The organism is Methanohalophilus halophilus (assembly GCF_001889405.1).
In the GTDB taxonomy this organism is placed as follows: domain Archaea; phylum Halobacteriota; class Methanosarcinia; order Methanosarcinales; family Methanosarcinaceae; genus Methanohalophilus; species Methanohalophilus halophilus.
The window spans coordinates 1,499,391-1,526,060 of record NZ_CP017921.1; the positions used below are offsets into that span (position 1 = coordinate 1,499,391).

At 43.2% G+C, this 26,670-nt stretch carries 24 protein-coding genes and 2 pseudogenes; 10 read left to right on the forward strand and 16 right to left on the reverse strand.

Annotated elements, in window-relative coordinates:
• Positions 1 to 26: 26 nt before the first annotated feature.
• From BHR79_RS07760 to cdhA, 8 genes are all read right to left on the reverse strand, one after another.
• The gene (locus BHR79_RS07760) at positions 27 to 1,022 is read right to left on the reverse strand and encodes an aspartate-semialdehyde dehydrogenase (RefSeq protein WP_072561797.1); all 996 of its coding nucleotides are present in this window, start codon (positions 1,020 to 1,022) and stop codon (positions 27 to 29) included.
• A 216-nt stretch (positions 1,023 to 1,238) separates the two neighbouring features.
• Positions 1,239 to 2,348 carry a DUF362 domain-containing protein gene (locus BHR79_RS07765; protein ID WP_072561798.1) on the reverse strand — a complete coding sequence of 370 codons (1,110 nt, stop codon included), beginning with the start codon at positions 2,346 to 2,348 and terminating at the stop codon, positions 1,239 to 1,241.
• 83 nt (positions 2,349 to 2,431) lie between these two features.
• Positions 2,432 to 3,844 carry an acetyl-CoA decarbonylase/synthase complex subunit gamma gene (gene acsC, locus BHR79_RS07770; protein ID WP_072561799.1) on the reverse strand — a complete coding sequence of 471 codons (1,413 nt, stop codon included), beginning with the start codon at positions 3,842 to 3,844 and terminating at the stop codon, positions 2,432 to 2,434.
• A 1-nt stretch (position 3,845) separates the two neighbouring features.
• On the reverse strand, positions 3,846 to 5,165 hold the full coding sequence (cdhD, locus tag BHR79_RS07775) for a CO dehydrogenase/acetyl-CoA synthase subunit delta (RefSeq protein WP_072561800.1): 1,320 nt from the start codon (positions 5,163 to 5,165) through the stop codon (positions 3,846 to 3,848).
• A 22-nt stretch (positions 5,166 to 5,187) separates the two neighbouring features.
• The gene (locus BHR79_RS07780) at positions 5,188 to 5,943 is read right to left on the reverse strand and encodes an ATP-binding protein (RefSeq protein ID WP_072561801.1); all 756 of its coding nucleotides are present in this window, start codon (positions 5,941 to 5,943) and stop codon (positions 5,188 to 5,190) included.
• 15 nt (positions 5,944 to 5,958) lie between these two features.
• Positions 5,959 to 7,356 (reverse strand): CO dehydrogenase/CO-methylating acetyl-CoA synthase complex subunit beta, encoded by a 1,398-nt coding sequence (gene cdhC, locus BHR79_RS07785; protein WP_072561802.1) that lies wholly within the window; start codon positions 7,354 to 7,356, stop codon positions 5,959 to 5,961.
• 25 nt (positions 7,357 to 7,381) lie between these two features.
• Positions 7,382 to 7,894: a CO dehydrogenase/acetyl-CoA synthase complex subunit epsilon gene (gene cdhB / locus BHR79_RS07790; protein ID WP_072561803.1), complete on the reverse strand. Its 513-nt coding sequence runs from the start codon at positions 7,892 to 7,894 to the stop codon at positions 7,382 to 7,384.
• A gap of 2 nt (positions 7,895 to 7,896) precedes the next feature.
• Entirely contained in the window at positions 7,897 to 10,302 is a 2,406-nt protein-coding gene (gene cdhA / locus BHR79_RS07795) for a CO dehydrogenase/acetyl-CoA synthase complex subunit alpha (RefSeq protein WP_072561804.1), read from the reverse strand.
• Between the two features lie 261 nt (positions 10,303 to 10,563).
• Here cdhA and BHR79_RS07800 point away from each other — a divergent pair, with 261 nt between their 5' ends.
• The 3 genes from BHR79_RS07800 (at position 10,564) to BHR79_RS07810 (ending at position 12,480) form a co-directional block, all read left to right on the forward strand.
• Complete coding sequence (locus tag BHR79_RS07800; protein WP_072561805.1) at positions 10,564 to 11,442, forward strand: rhomboid family intramembrane serine protease; 879 nt, start codon at positions 10,564 to 10,566, stop codon at positions 11,440 to 11,442.
• Positions 11,439 to 11,852 carry a hypothetical protein gene (locus BHR79_RS07805; protein ID WP_240632175.1) on the forward strand — a complete coding sequence of 138 codons (414 nt, stop codon included), beginning with the start codon at positions 11,439 to 11,441 and terminating at the stop codon, positions 11,850 to 11,852. Before BHR79_RS07800 ends, BHR79_RS07805 begins: the two co-directional genes overlap by 4 nt.
• A 118-nt stretch (positions 11,853 to 11,970) precedes the next feature.
• Positions 11,971 to 12,480, forward strand: coding sequence for a TIGR00288 family NYN domain-containing protein (locus BHR79_RS07810; protein ID WP_072359716.1), 510 nt, complete (start codon positions 11,971 to 11,973; stop codon positions 12,478 to 12,480).
• 1 nt (position 12,481) lies between these two features.
• Here BHR79_RS07810 and BHR79_RS10530 read toward each other — a convergent pair whose 3' ends face one another.
• From BHR79_RS10530 to BHR79_RS07840, 7 genes are all read right to left on the reverse strand, one after another.
• On the reverse strand, positions 12,482 to 13,669 hold the full coding sequence (locus BHR79_RS10530) for a homocitrate synthase family protein (RefSeq protein WP_091829114.1): 1,188 nt from the start codon (positions 13,667 to 13,669) through the stop codon (positions 12,482 to 12,484).
• Between the two features lie 54 nt (positions 13,670 to 13,723).
• Positions 13,724 to 14,560: an NAD(+)/NADH kinase gene (locus tag BHR79_RS10535; RefSeq protein WP_091829111.1), complete on the reverse strand. Its 837-nt coding sequence runs from the start codon at positions 14,558 to 14,560 to the stop codon at positions 13,724 to 13,726.
• The gene (locus BHR79_RS07820; protein ID WP_072561807.1) at positions 14,547 to 15,359 is read right to left on the reverse strand and encodes a bifunctional fructose-bisphosphatase/inositol-phosphate phosphatase; all 813 of its coding nucleotides are present in this window, start codon (positions 15,357 to 15,359) and stop codon (positions 14,547 to 14,549) included. The genes BHR79_RS10535 and BHR79_RS07820 overlap by 14 nt, the downstream gene beginning before the upstream one ends.
• Before the next feature lie 13 nt (positions 15,360 to 15,372).
• On the reverse strand, positions 15,373 to 16,377 hold the full coding sequence (locus tag BHR79_RS07825; RefSeq protein WP_072561808.1) for a type II glyceraldehyde-3-phosphate dehydrogenase: 1,005 nt from the start codon (positions 16,375 to 16,377) through the stop codon (positions 15,373 to 15,375).
• Between the two features lie 75 nt (positions 16,378 to 16,452).
• Positions 16,453 to 16,647 (reverse strand): CooT family nickel-binding protein, encoded by a 195-nt coding sequence (locus BHR79_RS07830; RefSeq protein ID WP_072561809.1) that lies wholly within the window; start codon positions 16,645 to 16,647, stop codon positions 16,453 to 16,455.
• Between the two features lie 4 nt (positions 16,648 to 16,651).
• Entirely contained in the window at positions 16,652 to 17,527 is an 876-nt protein-coding gene (locus BHR79_RS07835) for a damage-control phosphatase ARMT1 family protein (RefSeq protein ID WP_072561810.1), read from the reverse strand.
• Positions 17,528 to 17,736: 209 nt separating this feature from the next.
• Positions 17,737 to 18,147, reverse strand: a complete 411-nt coding sequence (locus BHR79_RS07840) for a helix-turn-helix domain-containing protein (RefSeq protein ID WP_072561811.1) — start codon at positions 18,145 to 18,147, stop codon at positions 17,737 to 17,739.
• 154 nt (positions 18,148 to 18,301) lie between these two features.
• Between BHR79_RS07840 and BHR79_RS07845 the strand changes: the two genes are divergently transcribed.
• The 7 genes and pseudogenes from BHR79_RS07845 to BHR79_RS07880 all read left to right on the forward strand — a co-directional run bounded on the left by BHR79_RS07845 (position 18,302) and on the right by BHR79_RS07880 (position 24,880).
• A complete protein-coding gene (locus BHR79_RS07845; protein ID WP_072561812.1) occupies positions 18,302 to 18,955 on the forward strand; it encodes a methyltransferase cognate corrinoid protein in 654 nt (217 codons plus the stop codon).
• Positions 18,956 to 18,972: 17 nt separating this feature from the next.
• A pseudogene (locus BHR79_RS10420) lies at positions 18,973 to 20,349 on the forward strand (monomethylamine:corrinoid methyltransferase).
• A gap of 99 nt (positions 20,350 to 20,448) precedes the next feature.
• A complete protein-coding gene (locus BHR79_RS07860; protein WP_072561815.1) occupies positions 20,449 to 21,231 on the forward strand; it encodes a helix-turn-helix transcriptional regulator in 783 nt (260 codons plus the stop codon).
• A gap of 9 nt (positions 21,232 to 21,240) precedes the next feature.
• A complete protein-coding gene (locus BHR79_RS07865; RefSeq protein ID WP_072561816.1) occupies positions 21,241 to 22,062 on the forward strand; it encodes a helix-turn-helix transcriptional regulator in 822 nt (273 codons plus the stop codon).
• Positions 22,055 to 24,232: a histidine kinase dimerization/phosphoacceptor domain -containing protein gene (locus BHR79_RS07870; RefSeq protein WP_234970480.1), complete on the forward strand. Its 2,178-nt coding sequence runs from the start codon at positions 22,055 to 22,057 to the stop codon at positions 24,230 to 24,232. The genes BHR79_RS07865 and BHR79_RS07870 overlap by 8 nt, the downstream gene beginning before the upstream one ends.
• Positions 24,233 to 24,234: 2 nt before the next feature.
• Positions 24,235 to 24,624: a response regulator gene (locus BHR79_RS07875; RefSeq protein WP_072561818.1), complete on the forward strand. Its 390-nt coding sequence runs from the start codon at positions 24,235 to 24,237 to the stop codon at positions 24,622 to 24,624.
• Between the two features lie 73 nt (positions 24,625 to 24,697).
• The gene (locus BHR79_RS07880; protein WP_072561819.1) at positions 24,698 to 24,880 is read left to right on the forward strand and encodes a thioredoxin domain-containing protein; all 183 of its coding nucleotides are present in this window, start codon (positions 24,698 to 24,700) and stop codon (positions 24,878 to 24,880) included.
• A 144-nt stretch (positions 24,881 to 25,024) separates the two neighbouring features.
• Here BHR79_RS07880 and BHR79_RS07885 read toward each other — a convergent pair.
• Positions 25,025 to 26,641, reverse strand: a pseudogene (locus tag BHR79_RS07885) (AMP-binding protein).
• Positions 26,642 to 26,670: the final 29 nt, after the last annotated feature.

Genomic DNA, 26,670 nt, shown 5'->3' on the forward strand with positions numbered 1-26,670 from the left:
CTAGATCCCTTCTAACTAAATTATTTTCACTCAAGTTTTTCGGCAATCTGTACTGCATTCAGGGCAGCACCTTTGAGGATCTGGTCACCGCAGACAAAGAATTCCAGGCCGTGGTCACCGAATACGATGTTCTGCCTTATCCTGCCGACCTCCACATCGCATTTCTGGGTGGCTGTCAATGGCATCGGGTACACATTGTTCTCGATATCATCCTTCAATTCAACACCTTCAACCGATGACAACAGTTTTTTGGACTCATTCGGTGAAATCGGTTTTTCAGTTTCGATAACAATGCTTTCCCCGTGGACTCTCAGGGTCGGGATTCTCACACAGGTACAACTGATCGGGATATCGGGCTCCTCAAATATTTTGTGGGTTTCCCAGACTACCTTCATCTCCTCGCGGGTGTAATCATTCTCCTGAAAACTGTCAATATGTGGAATTGTGTTGAAAACTATGGGGTGGACAAAGGCCTCATGGTTTACCTCTTTATCTTCAAGATAGTTCTTTGTCTCATTGATTAATTCATTCATCCCGGCAGCTCCGGCTCCGCTGGTTGCCTGGTAGGTACTGATGATTACCTTCTTCAGGCCATATTCTTTATGGAGGGTATAAAGGGGGATGGCTGCAATTGCGGTTGTACAGTTGGGGTTTGCAATCAGTTTTGAATCCCCGATGGCATGGGCATTGATCTCCGGAACCACAAGGGGCACGTTGTCATCATACCTGAAAGCACTACTGTTGTCGATTACATGGCATCCTGCATCGGTTGCTTTTCTGGCATTTGCCTTGCTCCACGAGCCACTGATTGCGAAAAAGGCAATATCAAGTTCGGAGTAATCTGCCATTTCCGCATTCCCGATGGTAATTTCCCCGAAAGGAGTCTCCATTACCTTGCCGGCGCTCCTCTGTGATGCGTAGAGTTTCAATTCTTCTACGGGGAACTTCCTGTTATTTAATACTTCGATTATTTCTCTGCCTACCGCACCGGTAGCACCCATAATTCCAATCTTGTAACTCATTTTATATCGTCCATTAGTTGTCGGGAGTTTTAGAATCTCCCGAATATTTTTAATATTGGTTAAATATATACAAATTTTAAATCTGGAATAAATTCTGCCTGAAAACGAATCTGCAATTCACCTATGATTCTGCTTTCTGCTATATAATATATACATAGAATAATAGTATTATCATCAGAAGAATTTGCAAAAACTCCTCTTTTTTGTCCTTACTTATCAGATTTCGATAAGTTCATACTCCCGACTTCCAAGTCCGAGTTCTTCTCCGTAACTTAACTGGATATCTCCCATGCTGTTCTTCCAGACACCTGTAAACTTGTCCCCTCCGGGTTCCATATTCTCTTCCAGTTTGGATGCAGTAAATCCTTGCTGCTTGTTTACAAGGTCCAGGCTTGCCTGGTCGATGGCCACAGGGTCTGTAGAGGCCAGGATACCGATATCCGGTACAAGAGGTGTATCACTCCAGGGCACACAATCACAGTCGGGTGTGATGCGGACAAGGAAATTCATATAACCTATTTTATCCTGCCTTTTGGCAACAGTACCAAGGGCATATTCGGAAATCATTTCCATGAAGTCGGGTATATTGGCATAATTAAAATCAATTGCCTCGACCGGGCAGACTGTCATGCATTCTCCGCATCCTATACACTTGTCATCATCGATATTGGATGTATTATCGCTATTGATCTCCATTGCATCGCAGGGGCATACTTCCACACAGGTTGCGCATCCGTTACAGCTTTCTGCATCAATTTGTGGATGAAGACCCTTGTGCTGCTCCATTTTGCCGGCTACGGATCCTCCTCCCATTGCCAGGTTTTTGATTGCCCCACCAAAACCTGCAAGTCCATGGCCTTTGAAATGGGACATCACAATCATACTCTGACAATCCAGCAATTCGGATGCAATTTTCACACTGTTAAAATGTTTGCCCTTGATTGGTACCTGACGGAAACTGTTGCCCAGCAATCCATCTGCAATTATCAATGGTGCCCGGGTGACCTCGTAACCAAATCCATGTTCAATTGCTGTTGTAAGATGGTCTATAGCATTGTGACGATATCCTGAATACAGGGTATTTGTATCGGTAAGATAGGCCTTTGCACCCGAAGAATGGATCTTATCCACAACCTGTCTCACATTAACAGGGCTTATGAAGCCTTCATTTCCCCTTTCCCCGAAATGCAGTTTAACAGCTGTGAGTTCTCCTTCATTGACGATGCTATCCAAACCCGCTGCATCGTAAAGCCTTTTGATCTTCTGGATTGTATTCTCACAATCTCTGCTTACTTTCAGGTCGACAAAAAAGACTTTGCTTTTCATGAATGTTAAATCTATATTCAGCACTAATAAATTTGGTGCAAAAAAAGAATTGAAGCATCCGTATTTAATGGATGCTTCTCCGTTTATTTATCCTGTGGTGGCCAGTTTTTCTCCAGCCATCCTGGAAGTCTGCCGGAGTCTGCTGGTCCAATGAGTACCTTTGAACCCACCTTGTCCTCGACATCACCCTGCAGGCGTGCAGACAGGCCGGGCAGGATGACGGTGTTGTAGCTTGTCTTTTCCTTCAGGTCAAACTTGGCATTTTCCAGAGTCTTCTTGATCTTGTCTGCCGTCAGCTGTCCACCGGCAACAGCGGCCTCCACACCTATACCCTCAGTATCCGCTACCACGATGTAGCAGTCTATCTTGTTGGAAGAAATATCACTCTCAACAGTATAGTAGGTGAGGGCGAAGTTGGTGGTCACTATAATTGGTGAATCGGCAGTAGGTGAACCGACCTCCCATACACCCGGATCAACAGTTACAGGTTTTCTTGGGTCCGTGTAAATAGTATCTCTCAGATGCATCTCCGGCAGCAATGCATAAGGCTCTATGCTATGCATTATCATAATGTCGCCGTACTTTACAGTGAGCACGGAGGCTACCACAGTTTCCCAGTAGGATGCACTGACATCATCATCGTAGGCCATCCATGCAGTCAGGGGAACGGCCATTATCGGATAGGCAACTTCGCCATCCCCGCCTATGCCTGCTCTTCTGATCTTCAGGAAATTTTCGAACGTTGTCTTCATTTCCTTGCCTGTGGGGAATGTTCCCGGGTCAAGTACAAGTTCCTCTATTCCCATTTCTGCAAATGTCTTTGCCATTGACTTGAGCAGGTCCAGGTCATTCGGTGTGAACAGGGTTACAGGCACCTCGTATTCCTTTGCAAGACCAGCAACTTCCTTCCAGTTCTCCTGATTGGCTGCATACATTAGTGGCTTTTTGTCTGCTGCTACTTCCAGGGCGGCTTTTAATACTGCCGTATCAAAAGAACAGAGTACAAGAGGTAATTCTGTAAGTCCGATTACCTTTTTCACGGTGTCGGCAAAAGTTTCGGGCTTGCCGGATACACAACGTACCGCCACCATATCGAGTGTAAGGAATTCTCCCACATAGAATTTCTTGAAAGTCTGGATGGTATTGATTCTTTCCTCAAGTTCCTTGTCATCCATAGTGTCGGTGACATCGTATGCATAGGCCGTCTTGTTGAAAAAGGTCAATTTATGACGGAAAAGGACATCATCTCCACCAATGGTGACTGATTTTTCGCCAGTGCCAATGGTAACTTCCCTGATCTCCGGGGCAAGCAGCTTTTCCAGTTCCTCGAGTTTCTTGGCATATTTGTCTTCCTCTACCATGGGCAGACAGTCTTCGGCACTTTTGGAACGGTCGATAAGATGTGAGGCAAAGGCCATGCATGTATCTTCACCGCACCTGCCACAGTTTGTTCCCGGCAGGTATTTGTAAGCATCAAGGGGGCTATTAATCTTCATTTTATACCTCCGCAGTGATCCAGTTGGTGATGTCCGGGGTCTTTGCTTCAATATTGCCATACAGGGTCTGTGTAATCTCCTTGAGCACCTGTACGGATGTTGGATGCATCATCATGAACATGTCATTGCCTGCAAGGGCAAGGGACAGTCCTGTAACGATTTCCCAGATGGGACCCCTATATTCTCTGGGTCCCCAGTCAGAATCTTCCTTAAGGGGTGATTCTTTCATCCAGGATTCACGTGCACCCCAGGCATTGGTGGTACCTGAAGACATCGGGAAGTTTAGTTCATCGTCACCCATAAGGGCGGACAATCTAATCCTTTCCATGTTACTGTAAGCATAGTCAAGACCGTATCCCAAGGCTGCTGTTGTCGGATCCATCACAATGCTGTCACGTGGGACATTACACTGCTTCATGAGTTTACGGTTGAGTTCTTTCTGAGCATTGATTTCAAGCTGGGTCCAGGAAAGGACTGCATGACCGTAATCCGTTGCTGCCTTTGCCACCCTTTCATAATCCAGGTTAAGACTTGCGGATGCAAGCAGTGCACGTTCTCCTTCGGCAACCTCTGCGGCTTTTTCGAGTACTTCAGGGTCTTTCTGTGGATTTCCTGAACCACCGATTACGATAGGCACATTAACTGCCTGTAATACATCCTCTACTACCTTTGCAGCCTCCTTTGCAGGAGTATCATTGATAAGAGGGTCTGTAGAAATCAGGTGAATTGTAACCATATCCGCATTATACTCATTGACAACCTTTTTTGCCCATTCTGCAGGGTCTCCCATAACGTCTTCGTAATTGGATTTGACAGATTTTGCCATTGAGATGGGCATGTCAAAAACATCCATTGTGACATAATTACGGTTGGGCATTTCTGCATCAAAATAGAATGGCATTGCCTTTTCGCCACCCAAAGTTATTGTGTGGCCACGGCTTCCTCCGTCTGCGGAAGTTGCACCGAGGGTTACTTCCTGGATAGGTGTATTCCATTCGCTACTTCTGGCAACATCGAATTTGGCCTGCATCAGTTCCTCTATTGCAGGTTCTGCCTGTAATGCCGCAGTTTCTCCTCCGGCTCCAAGACACTGTGCAAAGAGCTGGTCTACAGGATAGCCCAGCATTCTGGCGATGTTTGCCACATGAAGGGAGATCTGGGCGGCTTCATGGCCAAGGGCATAAGCCATAGCCGGATTCATTCCCCCGCCTCCCTGTATATCAAGTTCTATGTCACCTTCGATAGTAACCCCTTCCAGGGATTCCACATCGAGGTCTTTTAAGATACTATTAAGGTCTGAAAGTTTGAGTTTATCTGACATTCCACTTCCACCATCCGATTATTTATTGCAATCCAAGTTTTGCTGCGATTCTTTCAACTTCGATAACGGCTTTCGAATCTTCTGGAAGATCATAGAGAGCTTCCCCTGCGAGATCTCTCTCTGCAATCTTTTCATCCGTTGGAACAAGGCCTATTAATTTCAGGCCAAGTTCATTCGCAGTTTTCTGGATCTGTTCCTTATTTTCTTCTGTGACTTTATTTGCGACCACATGGATATTGCGCACATCCGTTTCCAGCTCATGCACAAGTTCACTGATTCTTTCGGCAGTCCTCATTCCTCTGCGGGAGCCATCGGTGACCACCAGAAGATCATCGATATTCCTGATGGTCTTCCTGCTGAAATGTTCAAGACCTGCTTCCATGTCCATGATAACCACATCATAGTTTTCGGTCAGTCGGTCCATGATTCCCCGCAGCAGATTGTTTACATAGCAGTAACAACCTGATCCTTCGGGTCTTCCCATAACCAGCAGGTCATAGTCAGGTAACTCGTTGAGTGTCTCGTATATCTTGGATTCGAATATCGATTCCTTGTTGATATCGGGTGGCATGTTGTCCCGTTCATTCATCATGTATTCCTTGATGTCACCTATGGTACGGTCTGCCTCACATCCCAGGGTTTCCGGGAGGTTGGTATCCGGATCAGCATCTATTGCCAGGACAACCTTTTCACTTTTTGTCAGTTGGCGCATTAGAAGAGTCGTTATGGCCGTCTTCCCGGTGCCGCCTTTACCTGTAATCGCAATGATTTTTGTCACAGGGAAACCTCTGTATTACTCGTTCTTCTTAATGATTATCTTATCAACAGATACCTTTGCATTCTTGAGAATGACCTTTACACCGCCACTTCCGGAAGTTGGCATGGCTGGCATATTCATTGGCATTGAGGCAGGCATCTGCATGGCGGGAGCGGCTTGTTGTGGAGTCTCTTCTTCCTCTGCAGCCTCTTCCTCTTCTTCCTTTTCCCATCTATTGACAATTGGATGGTTCTTTTCTTCCAGGAAGTTCCTGAGAGTATCCAGGTCTGATACATCCTCTTCAGTCGCAATCTTGTCTCTGATATCATCCGGTATATCGTCAGATACACGATCCTTGAGATGTTTTGGCATCCAGACCACACGTTCCCATCCACCGTCTGATTGAATGAATTTGGGAGAACGGAAGTAATTGATACCAACACCAAGGAAACCGCTTATCTGTTTTCCACCACCTGTCTGTCCTGCCATCGTAGAGAATGGAAGGCCGTTGGGTGCAGATTCATTGAAATCCCTGTCCACCCATCCAATGCCGTCTACTTCAGGTATATAGAAACCTACTACCTCAAAGCATCCACAGGATGTGTGTGGATATTCAAAGAATGAGTGAAGTTTTATACGATCATATTCCCCGCTTGAAAGGGATTTTGCAGTCTCGTTTACACCGGTGTATTCACCGGATTCAGCATCAATGACATCACCCTTTGGAATCGGGAACTGTGGTCCTTCGGGGTCTACCTTGGCAGCTGCCCTGCCGTCAAACCAGTTGATAGCACCACATAGGGATATCCGGTCCGGGGTTATTACACATACATTTGATGGTGCAAAAGACTGACAGAGTGTACATCCATAGAAAGTATCGACATCCTCATCATGGAGGTTACGGGTCCTGTCATCCCTGGCCTTGTACTTGGCTTTTGCTTCATCCATGAGTTTTTCAATCTCGTCCTTGTCCGTGATATAGGTAGCTTCCACCTTCTCTATGAACGGAAGTTCGTTCTTGAAAAGCATCATTATTGCCTGTGCAATGGACTCAAAGGAGGTAACACCCTTTTCCACAGCCTCTTTGCTTAAACGAACCCACACATCATAACGCTGGTTCAGGTGCATAAGCCCCTGTATATAATTCTGGAAATCGTGGTTTCTTCTTTCCACAATGGATTCAAGGTCTTCTTCCACAAGTTCGCCGGCAATCTTGTAGATCATGGCGAAGGGGTATCTTCCTCCCTCTTCCATTTCCTGGATGTCCGGACCGATCATGTTAAACTTGCCGTCTACCACGTCATCCATCTCAGCTGCCTTTACAAGTTCAAAACCAATGGATTTGGGACCTGAAAGTTCCACGTACATGTCATTTTTTCTGATTCTTTCTCCTTCAAACATTGGAGAAATTTCAAAAGGAAAATCTTCAGCCATTCTTTATATCCTCCCTCTTTAAAATTCAAAGGTTATCAATAAGTTCGTCCAGTGCTTCCAGATGTACTTCGGGTTTAATATTCCCAAAGGACATGGTTGCGTTCTGTGTATAGTGTCTTCCTATGTTAATTGTTTTCAGATCCGAAAAATTTTTCAGTCCTGAAAGAACCTGATTAATATAATATTTCTTGTGTCCAAGTAAAATGATCAGATCATAGCAACCGTTGTCATCCAATCCTTCCCATTTAGGGTCACAAAGGAAAGTACCCAGGAAGTGAATATTGATATATTTTGCATTCACTCCCTCTTCATCGACAAAACCCTTTATGGAATGTCCGGTTGCAGCTACAGGAATTCCTTTTTTTGCGATGGCTTTTGCACGGGTAAGGAGTTCTTCTTCCAAAACCTCAGAACCAACTACAAAGAGTGGCTTTTTAGCTTTTGCTATCATCTTTGCCACAATAGCTGGACTTGTACCTTTGGCAGATTTTGGACCATACGTTGTGTAAACCTTCAGGTTTTTCGTGACATCAACCATTTTTAAGCCTCCTTACACAATCTTTCCACGTTGGTGGGTTGGGCCGACACATCCAGTTTACTGGTAGGACCGGATACAATCTTCTTTTTATTCCAGTCGATTTCCCATCCAAGCTCCTGTTCAAGTTTCTTCAGCAATTCTTCACGTCTTGCAAGTGGCAGATCAGTTTCGCTTCTGACAAACTTATACCAGTCATCAGGGATTATTCCCAGATATTTTTCACTGAGTTCGATGTAATGCGTAAGTTTGATCATTCTGCCCATATTGTTGTCACTTGGACGGATACAGTTCTTTGCAAGCATAGGCATCATTTCATCAATGGTTTCTGCGGTTGTTAGCAAGAACTCCGGGGCTGCCGGTATATCCATTGTTTTCCCGTTTCTTGCATCCAGAACCTTCCATTTATCTTCTTCATAGGGTTTACCTATGAGTGCTCTACGGTATTTTGAACCGTGAGGGCCAAGAATTACAGGGATTCCTAGCCTGTTGCAACCGGTTCCAATTGAAGATGCCTTCTGGGAATATGCTCCCCATGCTACACCAACCGCCCCAACACGATTTAGGATATAATCGGCTATCTCTTCGTAGTTTCCTGTAATGTTGCGTTGTGCAAATATCGCAGCAACCTTGATGGCAGCAGCGGTAATGTGGGAATTGGAAACACATGAGCCCACGTTGATAAGGTTTCCTTTCTGGAACTTTGCAGGATATTTCTCGTAAAGTGTTTCTCCGTCTTCGTTCTGGTACATGCCAAGGTCCATTGCGGAACATCCGGACATCAGGACGATGTAGTTACGGCGCAGCATTTCATCTGCTATCCGGTACAGGTCTTTTGTTCCATCTGGATAGTTTGAACATCCGACCATTGCAATGATGCCTGGTGTGGTACCCATAACAAGGTTGACACCTTCTTCACGGATTTCAGGGTCACTGATCTGGCCACGTCCGACACGAACGGTGCCTTTTTCTTCCCGGATTACTTTCTGGGATGCCTTTTCAATTACGTTGAGGACAGGTATATCCTTTGGACATGCCTGTTCACATCTGCCACAGGCTACACATTTGTCATGGAGTATTTCGAAAGGCCTGAGGTCACCTTCTTCAGCAGCGGTCATTGCATCGCTGATTGGCAGGTTAGTTGGGCATTCGAGTTCACATGCAAGGCAATGTACACATCTGGAGGTAAGTTCGTTGAACTCTTCTTCAGTAGGTAGGGATACGACACCTTTTTCCTTGCGAATTTTTGACATTTCCTGTGTAAGTCTGGGGGCAACTTCACCGAGTTTTTCAAAGTCAAGTATCAGGGCACCATCTTCTCTGCCTGATTTGAGATCATCGATGATATCTTCAACATCATCTTTGGACCTGTCAGGCAACCCATACATGATTTTCTCATTGGTTGTGATGACAGGCATCATAAGCTCCCGTGCTTCCCTTAGCACGTCAGCGCGTACACATTGTTCATCGACAACAATAACGTCAGGAACACCGGAGCGTATCATCTTGAGTTCCTTGGCAAGGGTTCCGACAACCTTGGCCTTTGGCACGTCTCCTCCTTCGGTCCTGTATCTTGTCATGTCCAGAGCAGTACAACACAGACCACAAAGTTCCATATTTTCGGTCAGGTCATTGTCTTCCATATAGTCTATAATGTCAGTTACTCCGGCAACGTTATGGCCGATTACAAGCAGCACAGGTTTTTCGGAGTCGATGGTTCCCATACCAATTTCGGACAGTGGTGATTCTTCATCAGATTTTGGCATTTCCAGACAGGAAATCTGTGCGATATCGGACACTTCCATTCCTACATGATCGAGCATACCACCATGCATTGCCTTGGATTCGAAATCGATTGCTTCTCCTTCCTGTCCCATATGGACACATGCAAGAAGCTGAACGAGTTGTTCCTCCACATAACCCAGGGCGTCTTCAAGATCGCCGAGAGTTTCAGGTTTTTTGCCTGTTACCATCTGGACATTAGGAGCAATTATATTTGTTTGTCCAACTTTAAGCGGGTAATCTGCCCCGTATTTGTCTATGAGGTGGTGGAGCAGGTGTCTTCCGTGACCGGAGTGAGCTGATGCTCCTGTAATCACACGCAGCATGAATTCCCTGGCGTTATGGCCTTCCATGTTGATACCACATGCACCTTCCTTGTTCCCGGTAAGGTCACAGGTACCGAACGTACAATAACAACACTGGTCACACATAGGTGTGTAGACTGCGTTATATCTCTCAAGAAGCTTATAGTCCCAATCCCTCAGTCCGGAGATATTTGGTTTTATGGTGGGCCCGACTTCTCCTTCTTCAGCGGCTGTTTTTTCGATAGCACCTACAATGCTTCCGATGTTGATCTGGACGTTTTCCAGGTCGCTGACAGAGAATGTCCCTGTTTTAAGTTCACTCATCTATGTATTGTCCTCCTGGTGTCCCATTGCTATAAACGGATAGCTTTGATGGGAGGTTAAAGTTTGATAAAAAGTTAATAGTTTATACAGTAGTGGACTGTGTCATAACTAATGTATATCCAATATATAAGTCTTTCTGGTATTTATCATGATTATAATAGATAATTCTTTTTGTGTGTTTGCGCTGTTAATTCAACCTGCTTTCTGATTATGGAAATAGATTTATTTACTTTTGCATATGTGTTTAGGTAGGAGGATATTTTGGATAATCAATGCTGGATATGTGGTAAGAAAGAGCCAGTGATGTATACATGCCGCTACTGTGGCAAAACATTTTGTTCTGATCATCGTCTTCCTGAAAGACATGGCTGTGAAGGCCTGGACGATGGAACACGTTCCAGCTCTGCACGAAATGCAGCTGGAAATAGTGGTACCAGAGGCCGCAGTACTTCCGGTACAGATCAAATAGTGAAGGATTTTTTTAAAGAAGCCACCAAAAGTGCTGCAAAAGGTGCGGCCGGGAGTGCATTTAACAGGACTAAACGCTCCTTTTATGCTAGCCCCTCAATGGCCATAATAATTATATGTATATTTTCATTTTTCCTGGAGCTCCTGTTGGGCCAGCCTTATTACACTTTATTCCAGCTTGAACCGGGTAATATCCTATCCAGACCCTGGACTTTGATTTCTCATATGTTTCTCCATGCAAGTCTTGGTCACCTGTTCTTCAATATGCTTGTTCTCTATTTCTTTGGCCGGATACTGGAGAGGCGCATTGGCAATTCAATGTTTATTTACCTGTATTTTATTTCCGGGATAGTTGCAGCTTTGGGCTTCATCGCAACGACCTCTACCAGTTACCCGATGGTCGGGGCCAGTGGGGCAATAATGGGTGTTTTTGCAACCCTTGCAATTCTTGAACCAAATTTGCCCGTATATGTTTTTTTCTTCCCAATGACTATCAAATCTGCTCTAATACTCTTTGTGATTGTGGACCTATTTTTCATGTACATGAATATTTCCGGGGACATGATAGCTCATGCAGCCCACTTGAGCGGAGTTTTTGTCGGCATCATCGTGGGGCGCAGACTTAAGAAGAACCTAAAGGTTTCCCGGGGTTCCTTTTACAGGCGGTGGTGATATTGGGCTCCACCAAGCATCTTTCTTTACTATATCCCAGGCCTCGTGAAGGGGAAGAAATTCCCGTGCAGTTTATTGATATTGAAAAAAAAATTGCAGCTTGGTCACCTGAAATTAGAAAGACTTTATACTTTGACGCTTTTGAACAGGCCGAAGGATTAAAAAGAATAAGAGAAGTATTTGTTTTAAGGGTGTATAACTGGTACCGTGATGGTCAATCTATCATTGAGTTGACAAATGACGAAAGAATGCAATTTGAGGATATTTTCAACAAATTTCTCTTATACAGGGGGGAGATTAGGTACAGGAGAAAGAAAGAAGGAAGGAGGTACAAAAACTATTTCGTACTTGTGGATGATTCATATTCCAAAAAGAATGTAAATGAATGGTTGCTTGCTGAAAGATTATAAGGTTTGCAGGTCCTTAGTTGTTATTATAGTCATTATTTGTAATTATGGTTAATTGTTGCTGATACTGTGATTGCACATATTTATTATTATAATGTTTATACCTGCGATAAGAGGCAATATGCAGAATGTAAAAACCGGATTTAATTCCATAGTCAAATACCTGAGTACTAAAAAGGAAGTAGGGCGAAGGAGTATTGGACTTCTTGTAGATGGCCCCAATGTCCTGAGAAAGGAATTTGATGTAAATTTAGAAGAAATAAGGGATGTATTGAAAGAGTATGGTAATGTCAAGATAGGACGTGTTTTCCTTAATCAGTATGCGTCTAATAAACTTGTAGAAGCCGTGGAAAACAATGGTTTCGAGCCTGTTATTTGCTCAAGCGATGTGGATGTAAGGCTTGCTGTTGAGGGAATGGATCTTGTTCATAATCCCAATATAGATACTCTTGCACTTGTGACAAGGGATGCCGACTTTAAACCCTTGTTGAATAAAGCAAATGAACACGGGAAAGAAACTATAATCTTTGGTGTAGAACCTGGATTTTCAACTGCCCTTAGAAATTCTTCTGACTATGTTGTAATTTTGAATACAGGAGAGGTTTCGATACCTGAAGAAGAGATGTCTTGAATTATTCATCATCTCTTTTACAGGACCTAATATCATCGATCATTTCTTCCAGGCGTGGTCTTGAAATTCCGCGTTTGATTTCTGTACAATTCTTTACTTTTTCCATTAATGCACATAATTCTTCATGTTCAAGGGAATTTCCCATATCCTTTATTATCCCTTTTAAGGCCTTCAAGCCTGTATGCTTACCGACTATAAGGTTTCGGACCCCACCAACCATTTCCGGGGAAAAGAGTTCGTAAGTCCGCGGCTCTTCCAGGATTGCCATGACGTGTATCCCGGATTCATGTGTGAAGGCATGTTTGCCCACAATAGCTTTATTTACGGGAGTTGTCAGGCCGGAATAATCCTCGACTTTTCTAGCAAGACCGTTAAGATGTGTGGTATCGTAGTTTTCGATTCCGTACTGGACACGAAGGGCTACAAGTACTTCTTCAAGAGGAGCGTTTCCTGCTCTTTCTCCGATACCATTGACGGTGGTATGTAGTTGCTTTGCCCCTGCTTCAGCTGCTGCTAAAGTATTTGCAGTGGCAAGTCCGATATCATTGTGACAGTGAATGCATATGGGTGTATGTACCTTTTCTTTTACCTTTTCAACCATGTATTTGGTAGTAGGTGGATTCAATATTCCGATGGTGTCAGCGATGCTTACATAATCAACATTGTATTTTTCCGCTTCCTGAAATGCATGTTGTAGGGTGGGTATGGGTGTACGCGTGGCATCCTCTGCGGCAAACCTGACTTTAAGTCCATGGTCTTTTGCATATTCTACTGCTTCCATTGAGCAACTCAGTACGTCGCTGCATGATCGGTGATATTTGTGTTTCAAGTGAAGGTCTGAAAGAGCTATGAATATGCTCACGATATCGACATCACAATCAATAGCAGCATCGACATCCCCTATGATGGACCGGGCTAGGCAGCATGTTTTTGCATCCAGCCCCATATTGCTAATTTCCTTTATGGTCTCTTTTTCAGAAGAAGAAACAACAGGAAATCCTGCTTCAATAACCTCGACACCAATCGCATCCAGCTCATTTGCCAGGTCCATTTTCTCTTCTTTGGTAAATGCAACACCGGGAGTTTGTTCGCCGTCCCTGAGGGTCACATCACATATTTCTATATCAAGAGGTTCGATATCAATAAAATCCATCATTTCATTTCTGGAATACTCTTTATTTGGAGCCATGTTATCGCTATCCGGTCCTATCTTTACTTTTATATTTAAAGATATGTGTTTGCATCATCGAAGTTTTGACTGCACTTTCTCATAGAAACCACTACGTTCAGTCACTACAAAACGAGCGGGATTTTTTGCTTTTGTAAGACAAACGGTATCTTCTTTTTTCATTGTGTAAGTATGCTGTCCATCAATAACAACCGCAGCTTCCTTTTCCGGAATAGTTATTTCGACCTTTATGGGCCTGTCAGAAGGTACCACCCAGGGGCGGGCTGAAAGTTTGAAGGGTGCAAGAGGTACTATGAGGGTAGCGTTGACCCTGGGGTCCAGAATAGGCCCCCCGGCACTCATAGCATAGGCTGTGGAACCTGTGGGGGTAGCGATTACTACTCCGTCGGATCTGAACTCTTCTATCATACACTCGTCAACCGTCACCCGGAATGTCAGTATCTTGGCAGGTCTGGCTGTGGTCAGTACAACTTCATTTGTTGCACAGGGTAACTCTTCACCATTGAGGTTGACTGCAATACGACAACGTTCGGTATATTCGAATCCTTCCAGTACTTTCTCGATTGTAGGAATTGCCTCTTCAGGCATCACATCCACAAGGAAACCCAGCATGCCCATGTTAATTCCCAGAAGTGGCAGTGGATCATCCATCCTGGATATGCTGCGCAGCACAGTTCCGTCTCCTCCGATTGAAATCATCAGGTTGACACCTGCTTCTTTCATTTCTTCCACGGGCAATCGTTCCGTTTCAGGAAGATTTAACATGTCAAAAGACCCTTCATCCAGAACAATTTTAGTTTGCGAAGTAAACCTTTTCACAATAGTCTCAACCATTTCCAGGGCTTCCGGACTATCATATTTGGAGGCTATACCGATTTTATTTACTTTCATCTTTTCTCCCCACAAAATTAAGTATGTCCCTGTGGGCATGTCCGTTTGATGCTATCATGGAAAGCCTGTTTACAACACTATCCTGAAGGTGTAACTCTGTACCTTTTCCGTTGGTTACTTTTCCATTTGTTTCTTCAAGGATAAGTTTTCCTGCAGCAACATCAATCAGCCTCAGTGAATTCCTGATATCTACAAAAGCATCAAGTTTGCCGCAGGCAACATAGCAGAGTTCCAGGGCCACACTTCCCAGTATTCGAACCCTTCTTACTTTTCTGGAAAGCTCCAGGGTATCTTCTACATTGTTATGGTAACCATAAAGGCTGACACTGAAATTTTTTAATAGTTTTCTGTTGGATGTATTTATCGGATTGCCATTTAGATATGCTCCTCCTCCCTTATATGCATGGTATATATCGCCTGTGCAGAGATTTTTAACATATCCAAAGTAGATTGAAGAAAGATCCGCATTGCCAACAGCAATAGAAGTTGAATAAAACGGGATTCCGTGGGCTGCATTATATGTGCCGTCAAGAGGGTCAATTACAAAAGTGATTTCAGTTTTTTTATCAGGAATGTATTCTCCATACTCTTCGCTGAGGATGCGGCAATTGCCATAACTTTTCAACACTTCAAAAATTGCCTTTTCAGCCCTGTCATCGATCAGCCTTGTACGGGTTCCATCTGCTCCCATGTATACGGATTTGTATGCTTTTCTTTTTCCGACAAGGTCTTTTATGGATTCGTTAGCCTCTTTTGAAGCATGGTTGCACACTTCAAGGAGGCTTTGTATCGATTGCATAAAAAGATGGGTATTAGATACCCATTGCTTTGTTAGTTTTTGCTACGGACTTTGTTCCGTCCTTTTCGATTTCCATCATAGCACGTATTGCATCGATATTTTCGGGAATTACATCTGATTCCTGGTGGATTCCCTGGAAGAAGTACAGTTCTCCTTCATATATCGTGATAGATTCGTTCCATACACAGTTTTCCCACATGTCACATCTTGGACGGTTCATATCACGAGCCATTTCCATTATCTCAGCCGTGGAAGTGATACCCTGTCCGACAAAACGCACACGGGATTGTTTGGCCAGTAAAGCTTCTACTTCTTCTGCCGTACATTCGCTATTTAGTTCCATGTTGACAGTGTGCAGGTGCATAAGGGTCGTAGGAAGTTTCACAGCTGTAGTAGTAATATCAATACCTGAGAGGACGGTTTTGACATCCGGTCCGTGATGGGAAGGCAGTTTAATGGGATTGGGAATAATAGCATTGATTGGTCCCTTCTTGATGTCCCCCGGGTCAGCAGCCCTTCTCATCAGGGTCACTCTTGCTTTGTTTACTCCAAACTTGTCATCAAGAGGTTTGATGACCCTGCATAGACCGGTCGTATTACAGGATACCACCCGTACAAAATCTCTTCCGAGTGCTTCTTCATAATTGCTCTGTGCATTGAATGAACAACCTGTAAGTTCGTGGTCTTCCCCGCCCTGCCAGATAGCTTTGACGCCTGCTTTTTCGTAAATTGGTTTATTCTTTTCACCAATTCCACCGGGTGTACAGTCTACAACGACATCTGCCCTTTCAAGCATATCGTCAATGGAACCTTCAACCTCAAGGTTTGCATTTTCCATCCCTTTAATTCTATCTTCAGGTGCAAACACATCATATCCCTTTTTCTTTGCCATAAAAGCTTCAAAATTAGGGCGGGTCTTTGCTACTCCAATAATTTCCATGTTGTCCTGGACGCTTACAGCGTCTGCAACTCTCTTTCCAATGGTTCCGTAACCGTTTATTGCAACTTTGACTGTCATTTTATGTACCTTCCCTGTAGTGTCGGCTATATATACAGTTAAAGGGATTTGCTCCTATTCCCCCGGTTTTGATATTTAATCATTTCCGAGTATTATAAGTTCTCCCTTTGAGAAATCGATTTCCTTTATAGAGCCCTGCACATTTTCTCTTTCACCGAATATGCCTGTAAGTTCAATTACTTCTCCTTCCACAATTACATGTGTAGTTGACTCCATAATAATATCTCTATTTCCTTCTCTCCTTTCCAGAACCGCTTTTAGTTCACACATAACTTCACCTCATGAGTTTGGCAACCGAATAACCTTTCTCAAGACCCATGTCCTGTGCAACACTTTCGCATTTTGTCTGCAGCAGGTAAGCAATGGGGCCCATTTTTCTTTCTGAAAGGGTTTCGTAATTTGCCATACCTTTGCTGATAATAAGACTTGCTTTGTCAAAGGCTTCTAGTAATTCTTGCGGTGCCTCATCAAAAGCAACTCCGATTGCATTACAGCCTGTAGTCAAAACCCTGTCGACTTTATCTTCCAGGTTGAGTTGCCTTACGTCTTCCATAGTCACATCGGTTAGTATAGGTTCTCCCCGCACAACAAGTGTGATGTTGCCTCCTGCTTTTTTGATGATATCGAAAACAAATGTATCAAGAATAATTTCGCCGCAATTGTCAGCCACATATATAACATTATCAAGCATTTTGAACATTTCGGATGTATCGTCAACGTCAAGTCCTTTGTAAAAGACGTTCCTGAATGTTTCATCAAAAACATCTTCTCCAACATCAAAACCCATTACTCCAAAGTCAAAATAGTTCCCTATAACTGCTGCAAGTATCGCTCTTCTGAATGCTTCTTCCAGTGAAGGTCCATTTTGATAGATAAGGTCTTTAGCAGCAGGATATACCTGCATTGCCGTATTATTACTAAGTTCCTTTAAGTTATAGTATGGATCGTTGTTTTCAATTATTTCATAGGCTTTCCTGTGTACGGCTGTTGACACCACTCCTGCGGCAACGTCCGGCTTGTAGGTGTCTCGTATCACATCCATGCACTCTGTAATTGCCCTGTATATTTTATCTGTGTCATCTGTTGCAAGTTCTGCTTCATAGTGTACTCTTGAAAGAAGGCAGTAAGTACAGCGTGGGTCCATCTTCATTATTTTTCATCCAGGTTTTATGAATATAACTTCTGGAGAGGTAAAAAGTTATTTTAAAAATTTCCTCTTCCCATATTACTATTATACTAAATAAAGTACAATTTAGAGCATTTTAATAGGTTATTTATAGTATATATTTAATTTGACTTGGTCAGCAATCCTACTTTTTAATTAATGTTATTCTGTATATTACGTAACTTCGTATACTATTAGGATAAGGAATCAATAATCACTTTTACTTGTTTTGATGAATAATCCACATTAAATTTTTCTTTTATAATTGCCTGTACATCAGAAGTTTTCCATTTCTTTTTTTCCCGAAGTATATTTTTCAGTTCGTACTTCTGTTCTTCACTGAGTTTTGAAGGTCTGCCACCACCATATTTGGGAAATAATCCGGGATATCCATCCCGGTTCCATCTTCTCTGCCATATGTAACCAACCCTTTTTGTGACGCCTGTTTTTTTTGCAGATTCTTCCACTGAAAAACCCTTGTATCGATATCTTATGAAGTACAAACGGGTCAAAACTTTCGTAAGGTATTCTATGTATCTTATCCTTTTTTCCAGGCTTTCCATGCTCATCTTTTCTTTAATAGGATACATTTCTTTTTTTGCCATGTCTTTTGATTGCGTTTTTAAGTATAAATAGTTATGTTCGATACTAAAAACATTTATATAAAATAAATAATCAGGTTCTTAGTAGTTGTTAACCGGCAAATAGTTTCCTTTAAGGACACGCTGGTTATCTATAATATGTAAATAAGGTGATTTAATGGGAAAACAGGAAATGTATGATAAACTCAGAGATGCGATTGTCAACCAGGACATCAATGGTGCTGGCCCCCTCGTCCAGGAAGCCCTGGATGCAGGTTTAACTCCTTTTGAGATCATCAACGATGGTCTTTCTGTCGGTATGAAGATCATTGGTGACAGATTCGAAGCCGCCGAAGTCTACCTTCCCCAGATAATGATGTCTGCCAAGGCCATGAAAGCCGCCATGGAAATTCTTGATCCAATCCTTGCAGAGGATGAAACTGCAGAATCTGTCGGAACCTGCATCAAGTTCGTTCAGGAAGGTGACATCCATGATATCGGTCACAGGCTTGTTGCAACCATGCTCGGTGCAAACGGTTTCACCGTTATCGACATGGGTGTTGACGTACCCAACGACAAGGTCATCGAAGAAGTAGCAGCCCACAAAGGCGAGAAACTTATGCTCTCCGGCTCTGCCCTTATGACCACTTCCATGCTCGGCCAGAAAGACGTCATGCGTCTGCTTGAAGAAGAAGGTCTCCGTGACTCTGTAAAAGTAATGTTCGGTGGTGCTCCAGTCACAGATTCCTGGATTAAGGAAATCGGTGCTGACGCAACAGCAGAAAACGCAGCAGAAGCAGCCAATGTGGCTCTTGAATTAATGAAAAAATAAAACCGGGAGGATAATTTATGACATTTACCAAATCCGTAACATGCTATGATTTTTATGACCGTGCCCAGACCGGTGAGAAATGCACCCAGGATGACTGGGATCTGATGACCATTCCAATGAAGGCAATGGAACTGAAGCAGAAATACAATCTTGACTTTGGCAAGGAATTCGTTCCAACCGACAAGGACCAGATGGAAAGGCTCTTTAAAGCCGGTTTCGAGATGCTTCTGGACTGTGGTATCTGGTGTACCGACACCCATCGTATCGTCAAATACACAGAAGACGAGATCTGGGATGCAATCAACAACCCACACAGGGAATTCCAGCTTGGCAGTGGTCGTGACGCAGTCTACATGAAAAAACGTGAAGTAGGCGACAAGAGAAAGCCAATCGTACAGGGTGGTCCAACCGGTTCCCCAATTTCCGAAGAGGTTTTCATGCCTGTGCACATGAGTTACGCTCTTGAGAAAGAATGTGACACAATCGTCAATGGTGTAATGACCTCTGCCCGTGGCAAATCTCCTGTCCCCGGCAGTCCTTACGAAGTTCTTGCATCCAAATCCGAAACCCGCCAGATCAGGACCGCCGCTTCCATGGCAGGTCGTCCAGGTATGGCTGTTTAGGGCCCTGAGACTTCCCTGTCAGCACAGGGTAACATCGGTGCAGACTGTGTCGGTGGTATGAACTCCAACGACAGTCACGAAGTCTCCCAGCTGAACGAACTCAAGATCGATCTTGACGCAATCGCTGTCATTGCCCACTACAAGGGTAACAGTGACATCATCATGGATGAACAGATGCCTATCTTTGGTGGTTACGCCGGCGGTGTTGAGGAAACAACCATTGTCGATGTCGCAACTCACCTCAACTCCATGGTCATGAGCAGTGCCAGCTGGCACCTTGATGGTCCGGTCCACATCCGCTGGGGTTCCACCAACACCCGCGAGACCCTTATGATCGCAGGTTGGGCATGTGCCACCATCTCCGAGTTCACAGACCTTATGTCCGGTAACCAGTATTATCCATGTGCCGGTCCATGCACCGAGATGTGCCTGCTTGAGGCTGCAGCCCAGTCCATGACCGATACCGCATCCGGCCGTGAGATCCTGTCCGGTGTTGCAGCCGCAAAGGGTGTCATCACTGACAAGACAACCGGTATGGAAGCCCGTATGATGGGAGAAGTTGCACGTGCAACCGCTGGTATGGATATCAATACTGTCAACCAGATTCTGGATAAACTTGTAGCAAGCTATGAAGGCGATTATGCCAACGCACCTGCAGGCAAGACTTTCCAGGAATGCTATGATGTTGCAACCGTTACACCGACCGAGGAATACGTAAAGGTCTATGACGGTGCAAAGAAGAAACTCGAAGAACTGGGTCTGGTATTCTAAGACCAGTGGTCAAGATCGGTATCATATACCGATCTTGTTTTTTCCTTTTTTATACAGAAACTATTAATAATATCTACTTCCAACAGCTATGCTGATATAATGGGTTCTTCGCTAAGTGATACAGTTTGGCTTTCCGATAAGAGATTGAATCTCTTGCTTCTTTTAATGGAAGGCCCCAGGAACATCGATCAGATAAAGACATCTCTGAATGTGACTTCTAGGGGCATGATGCCCCAGATCAAAAAACTGAAAGAGAAGTACCTGATAGTTGAAGAGAATGAACAATACTGTCTTTCCACTATCGGGGGACTAATCGTTGAGAAAATGCTTCCTCTCTTGAATACGATAGAGATGGTGAACAATGACGATACATATCTGGAAGCACATGACTTAAGTGAATTACCACCAAAATTATTTCGCAGGCTGTATGAACTTGGGAATTATCTTTTGATTGAACCTGACTTAAATCATACCTTTGAAATTCCCCGGGAATTCACTGAAAACCTGCTCAAGTCCAAAAATATAAAATCGATAATCTCTTTTTACCGACCGGAATATCCTGATATTTATTGTGAATTAATGGAACATGCAGAGAGCATGTCTTTGATTATGACACCACCTGTTTTTGAAAGAATGAAACATTCATGTGATTCTAAAATGACCCGCCTTATAAGGGCTCCGCATATTCATGTGTATATTTTTCCGGAAAATAGCAGACCTCCTGGCCTTGACACATCGGATAGGTTTACTTACATAAGTTTTCTTGATAAAAACGGACGTTATGATCATAAAGATATAATGAGTTTTGATGAGAGTGCCCTTAAATGGGGAGATGAGCTTTTCGACTATTATTGCTCTCTTTGTGAAAAGATTGAAAGTTGAGGATATTAGATGGCTCCACAGGAACTGATTGACACTATATTTCTTTCCGACAAGAGGGAAAGATTCCTTTTGCTTTTGCTTGAAGGTCCCACTGACATAAAGAAGGTAAAAGAGCACCTTAATGTCACCTCTTCTTCCATTCTTCCTCAAATCAAAAAATTACGGGAAACAGGTCTTGTCTCCAAAGATGATGAGGGAATCTATGATCTTACGACTACCGGGCGCTTAATAGTTGAAAACCTGTCACCACTTGCATGTATGCTTGATGTTTTTGATTCAAAAGAATCTTACTGGGAAACACGTGACATGGATGTAATTCCCCACCATTTACTGGAAAATATAGGTCAGTTGGGTGCAGTTGAAGTCATTGAACCCGATCTTGACCACATGTATGATCTGCAGCCGCAGTTGCATACAAATATACTCAAATCCAATCATATTAAATGTCTGATTTCTTTTTTCCATCCTGATCATATTGAAGTTTTTAATTCCATTTCTTCTGCAGGCAAGAACCTGGAATTGATTTTTACAGGTTCTGTAATGGAAAGGATACTGGCTGAATCGCCTTCAGATATGCAAAAACTGATCGAGCGGGCAAATGTTGATATCAGGCTTTTCCGGGAAAACGACTACATTCCTTCATTGACTATTGGTGATGATTTTACTTACTTCTGCTTTTTCAATAAATCACATATGTATGACCACAGGGACATAATAAGCTTCACTGAAGGTTCAATTGAGTGGGCGACACAACTATTTGTTTATTGTCGTGACCTTTCGGTTTCAGTTTCCTATAAGATGTTGTCTGAAATCATAAACGGAAGTGAGTGATTTGGTATGGAAAGACCTGTCACTCAGGTTTAAACTTGTTCTTTATATTGTAGTAAGTGTCTTTCTAATCCTGTCTATTTCATCTTCAATAGTCATATCAACGGTTACTTCTCAGGAGGAGCAGCTCGCTTATGACCAGTCTTCTAAAATGGCACAAAGTTATGCCAACCAATTCAATGCAGATATGAAATCCAATATGGCGATTGCCAGGGATATAGCCACCACAATGGGTGCTATTCATGATTCTTCTACAAGAGAAGAAGCCAGCTATGTAGTACGCAGCATACTTGAGGATAATCCTCAGCTGATAGGGACCTATAGTGGCTTTGAACCTGATGCCTTTGATGGAGAGGATGAACGATATATAAATACTACAGCCCATGATGGGACGGGCAGGTTTCTTCCCTACTGGAACAGGATTGGGGGAGATATAGATGTTGAGCCACTTGTTGATTACAGGACATCAGATTATTACCAGTTACCAAAACGGACAAAACAGGATGTATTAACCGAACCTTATTTTTATCAGGGTGCTTTGATTGTGAGTTATGTCTCCCCGATAATTGAGAAAGATGAATTCATAGGTATAGGCGGGGTGGATGTAGGTCTGGAATACGTAGACAATACGGTTAGTAGTGTAAAGGCTTTTGAGACCGGTTATTTGTTTATGGTAAGCAATACCGGTATTATTGTTTCCCATCCCACAAGGAAGGATTGGATTAGTTCAAAAACGCTCAGGGAATTCGACAATCCAACCCTTCATGAGGTTGCCAATGATATTGAAAAGGGCAAGAGTGGTTATGTCGATGTTATAGATCCGTCAAACGGGAAAGATGTGATAGTCTTTTATGAACCCATTTCCACAGGCAATTATTCAATTCTCATTTCCGTCCCCAAGGATGAGATATTTGCAGGCGTAGCTTCCTTGCGGTCGATGTTGTTTACGATCTATACGTTTTCCATCGTCTTTATGGGACTGATGGCATATCTGATCGCAGCTTCATTTACAAATCGGATAAACGGTATTGTGGATGAGTTCAGGACAATTTCGGATTCAGCTTTGGAAGGTGACCTTGACATCAGGGCAAATACGGATGTAGACATTGATTTCAAGAAAATTCCGGAAGGACTCAACGAGGTGCTTGATAGCCTGCAGGAAGCAAACCGGTTGCGTGCAGAAATGGAAGATGTAGTAAACCGCAGCCCGGTCATCGTATTCAAGTGGAAATCCCAGAAAAACTGGCCGGTAGAATTTGTATCCAGGAATATTTCCCAGTTTGGTTATACTCAGGATGAGTTTACGAAGGGTCACATTACCTATGCGGACATAGTAGTGCCTGAAGATCTTGGAAATGTTGAGCAGCAGCTCCTCGAAGCAGTAAACAGAGGTGACAGGGAATTTAATTACGAATATCGTATTATTACGCGAGACAGAGAAATCAAGTGGGTTGAGGAGAGAACTTTTATTGGTAATTTCTCTGCAAATCATTCAAATAAATTACAGGGAATCATTCTGGATATCAATGAACGTAAAAAGGCTGAAGAGGCCTTGAAAAAGATGGAAAAGATTCGAATAAAGGAGATTCATCACAGGATTAAAAATAATTTGCAAGTTGTCTCCGGTCTTCTTTACCTTGAATCTCTCAATTTCAAGTCGGATGAAGTTATGGAGGCTTTCAAGCAAAGTGAGAACAGAGTACGTTCAATTGCCCTGATTCATGAAAAGCTGTATCATTCAGAAAACCTCACCAGTCTCAACTTATCAGATTATGTCGAAGATCTTGTTGAACACCTTATCAACTCCTATAATGTTGATGAGGATACTATCAAAATTCATCTTAATATCGAGAATCTATATCTGGATATGGATTCTGCCGTGCCTCTGGGTATTATTATCAATGAATTGACCTCAAATGCCTTGCAACATGCTTTTATGGAGGGTGAGTATGGGGAAATTAACATTGACTTTTTTAAGTCTGCAGGTCAATTCATACTGAAGGTTGAAGATTCAGGGGGTGCTTTCCCGGCTGACATCCACTTCCTAAATACGGAATCACTGGGATTACAACTTGTTTCCAATCTTGTAAGCCAGATAGATGGGGATATTGAACTTGATACTACAGATTACAGGACCTGTTTCAGGATTACTTTTAGGGAAAAAGAGGTGTGATATTGAAAAATTCAAGAATACTGGTTGTAGAGGATGAAGCTATTGTGGCAATGGTAATAAAACGCCGTTTGAAAGACCTGGGTTATATTGTTTCTGGCGTTGCTTCTACGGGAAAGGATGCTATTACTAAGGTAGAAGGGACTTTCCCGGATTTGGTGCTTATGGATATCAGGCTTAAAGGGGACATGGATGGTATTGAAGCAACCAAAATAATCAAAGATAGATTTTCTCTTCCGGTGGTTTATCTTACAGCCCATTCGGATGATGTAACTTTTAAGAAAGCCAAAGAAACAGATCCTGATGGATACATATTGAAACCTTTTACTGAAAAGGACTTGCGTACTACCATTGAGATCGCTCTTCACAAATTCCAAAAAGAAAGAGAGAATTGAAAAAATAATTATCCCCGCGATGTGCTTTAAGCTCGAGAAAACTTTATCTTTGTCCATACAAAATAATAAAGTGATGGCCCAACCAATAGTTTATGCCACTGATAGTACACTGATGGGTATTGTTAAGCAGAAGGAACCGACCCTTGTCATGGTCTTCCTGCCCACATGTCCTCATTGCAGGGCTATTGAGCCTTATTTCAGAGAGTATTCAAAACAGTATGAGGATTCAGTTAATTTTGTGATGGAAATCTCATAAAAACGGAAGTTGGAGCCATGCATTCTGCCAATTTGAAAAGAAGTATAGATGAAATGATACATAGTGGCAGTGAATGTGCTAAAAAAACAACGGCGCTGGATTATGACATATCGCTTTATGAGTAAAAAGTAAAAAGAGCGATAATTAAATCTGCTCTTCTTCCTGTTTCTTCTTTTCCAGTAATTCAGTTGCCATCTCACGCAACTTGAATTTCTGGATTTTACCACTTGCTGTCATTGGGTATTCATCCACGATGAATACGTGTTTTGGAACTTTGTACCGTGCAATTTTCTGCATACTGGAATCACGTATGTCTTCCTCGCTCAGGGCAGCTCCTTCCTGAAGCATTACAAAAGCACCCACGATCTCACCGTACTTGTCATCAGGGATACCTACCACCTGTGCATCCTTGACACCATCTATGGTGTACAGGAATTCTTCTATCTCTCTTGGGTAGATATTTTCCCCGCCACGAATGATCATGTCCTTGATACGTCCGGTAATCTTGTAGTATCCATATTCATCCACTGTCCCCAGATCACCGCTGTGGAGCCATCCATCCCTGTCGATTGTTTCGGCTGTCTTTTCAGGCATTTTGTAGTACCCTTTCATTATATTGTAACCGCGGCAACAGATTTCACCTTGCTATCCCGGACTAAGCTTTTCTCCTGTATCCGGATCGACGATTTTAACTTCGATTTGTGGCATTGCTATACCAACGGTACTGACTCTCCTTTCAATGGTATCATCGGTACTTGTCTGGGTCATTACCGGAGAGGCTTCCGTGAGGCCGTAAGCAATTGTGATCTCATCGCAGTGCATATCGGAAATGACCTTCTTCATGGTTTCGATGGGACACGGCGACCCTGCCATGATTCCTGTACGCAGGGATGACAGATCAAACATGTCGAACATTGGATGGTTGAGTTCTGCAATGAACATGGTAGGTACGCCGTAGAGGGCCGTACATTTCTCTTTCTGGACCGCTGCGAGTACAAGTAGTGGATCAAATACTTCAAGCATCACCAGCGTAGCCCCGTGGCTCAGAGCCGCAAGTACACCCAGGACAATCCCAAAACAGTGAAATAGGGGCACAGGCAGGCACAGGCGGTCTTGTTCTGTAAATTTTTGCTTCTCACCGATGTAATAACCGTTGTTGAGGATATTTTTGTGGGTCAGCATAACTCCTTTTGGAAAACCGGTTGTGCCAGAGGTGTACTGCATGTTGACCACATCATCAGCGGTAGTTGATGCCTTTATTTTTGCAAGTCTTTCGTCAGAACAATGTTTTCCAAGCAGAAGCAATTCACGGGTATTGTACATCCCCCTGTGTTTTTCCTGTCCGATATAGATTACATGATTCAGTTCCGGAAATTCCTGGCTGGTAAGATTTCCTCTTTGTTGTATTTTGAGTTCAGGCGCAATGTCATAAACAGTCTGAACATAGTCCACATTCCTGAATCCATCAATTATAGCCAGTGCTTTCATATCGGACTGTTTTACCACATAAGCAAGTTCGTGGCTTCGGTATGCAGTATTTACAGTGACAAGGACTGCTCCGATCTTAGAAGCTGCAAACAGGAAAGTCAGCCAGTCGGGTACATTGCGGGCCCATATGCCTATGTGGTCCCCTTTTTTAAGTCCCAGGGCAAGCAAACCCTTTGCCAGGTCATCCACACGCTCATTGAATTGACTGTAATTAAAACGAAGATCCCGGTCTGGATAAACCATAAAATCCTTTTTGGGATGTTTTTTCACCATTTCTTCGAAGATATCTGTTATAGTCTCGT

Bases quoted from the DNA above. Each gene is read 5' to 3' on its own strand.
- BHR79_RS07845 (WP_072561812.1), top strand. From the start codon at position 18,302: ATGGGAAAACAGGAAATGTATGATAAACTCAGAGATGCGATTGTCAAC.
- BHR79_RS07835 (WP_072561810.1), bottom strand. From the start codon at position 17,527: ATGAAGATGGACCCACGCTGTACTTACTGCCTTCTTTCAAGAGTACAC.
- BHR79_RS07820 (WP_072561807.1), bottom strand. From the start codon at position 15,359: ATGCAATCGATACAAAGCCTCCTTGAAGTGTGCAACCATGCTTCAAAA.
- BHR79_RS07760 (WP_072561797.1), bottom strand. From the start codon at position 1,022: ATGAGTTACAAGATTGGAATTATGGGTGCTACCGGTGCGGTAGGCAGA.
- cdhD (WP_072561800.1), bottom strand. From the start codon at position 5,165: ATGTCAGATAAACTCAAACTTTCAGACCTTAATAGTATCTTAAAAGAC.
- BHR79_RS07880 (WP_072561819.1), top strand. From the start codon at position 24,698: ATGGCCCAACCAATAGTTTATGCCACTGATAGTACACTGATGGGTATT.
- BHR79_RS07825 (WP_072561808.1), bottom strand. From the start codon at position 16,377: ATGACAGTCAAAGTTGCAATAAACGGTTACGGAACCATTGGAAAGAGA.
- cdhB (WP_072561803.1), bottom strand. From the start codon at position 7,894: ATGGTTGATGTCACGAAAAACCTGAAGGTTTACACAACGTATGGTCCA.
- acsC (WP_072561799.1), bottom strand. From the start codon at position 3,844: ATGAAGATTAATAGCCCCCTTGATGCTTACAAATACCTGCCGGGAACA.
- BHR79_RS07810 (WP_072359716.1), top strand. From the start codon at position 11,971: ATGCAGAATGTAAAAACCGGATTTAATTCCATAGTCAAATACCTGAGT.
- BHR79_RS07865 (WP_072561816.1), top strand. From the start codon at position 21,241: ATGGCTCCACAGGAACTGATTGACACTATATTTCTTTCCGACAAGAGG.
- BHR79_RS07860 (WP_072561815.1), top strand. From the start codon at position 20,449: ATGGGTTCTTCGCTAAGTGATACAGTTTGGCTTTCCGATAAGAGATTG.
- BHR79_RS07840 (WP_072561811.1), bottom strand. From the start codon at position 18,147: ATGGCAAAAAAAGAAATGTATCCTATTAAAGAAAAGATGAGCATGGAA.
- BHR79_RS07765 (WP_072561798.1), bottom strand. From the start codon at position 2,348: ATGAAAAGCAAAGTCTTTTTTGTCGACCTGAAAGTAAGCAGAGATTGT.
- cdhA (WP_072561804.1), bottom strand. From the start codon at position 10,302: ATGAGTGAACTTAAAACAGGGACATTCTCTGTCAGCGACCTGGAAAAC.
- BHR79_RS10530 (WP_091829114.1), bottom strand. From the start codon at position 13,669: ATGGCTCCAAATAAAGAGTATTCCAGAAATGAAATGATGGATTTTATT.
- BHR79_RS10535 (WP_091829111.1), bottom strand. From the start codon at position 14,560: ATGAAAGTAAATAAAATCGGTATAGCCTCCAAATATGATAGTCCGGAA.
- cdhC (WP_072561802.1), bottom strand. From the start codon at position 7,356: ATGGCTGAAGATTTTCCTTTTGAAATTTCTCCAATGTTTGAAGGAGAA.
- BHR79_RS07830 (WP_072561809.1), bottom strand. From the start codon at position 16,647: ATGTGTGAACTAAAAGCGGTTCTGGAAAGGAGAGAAGGAAATAGAGAT.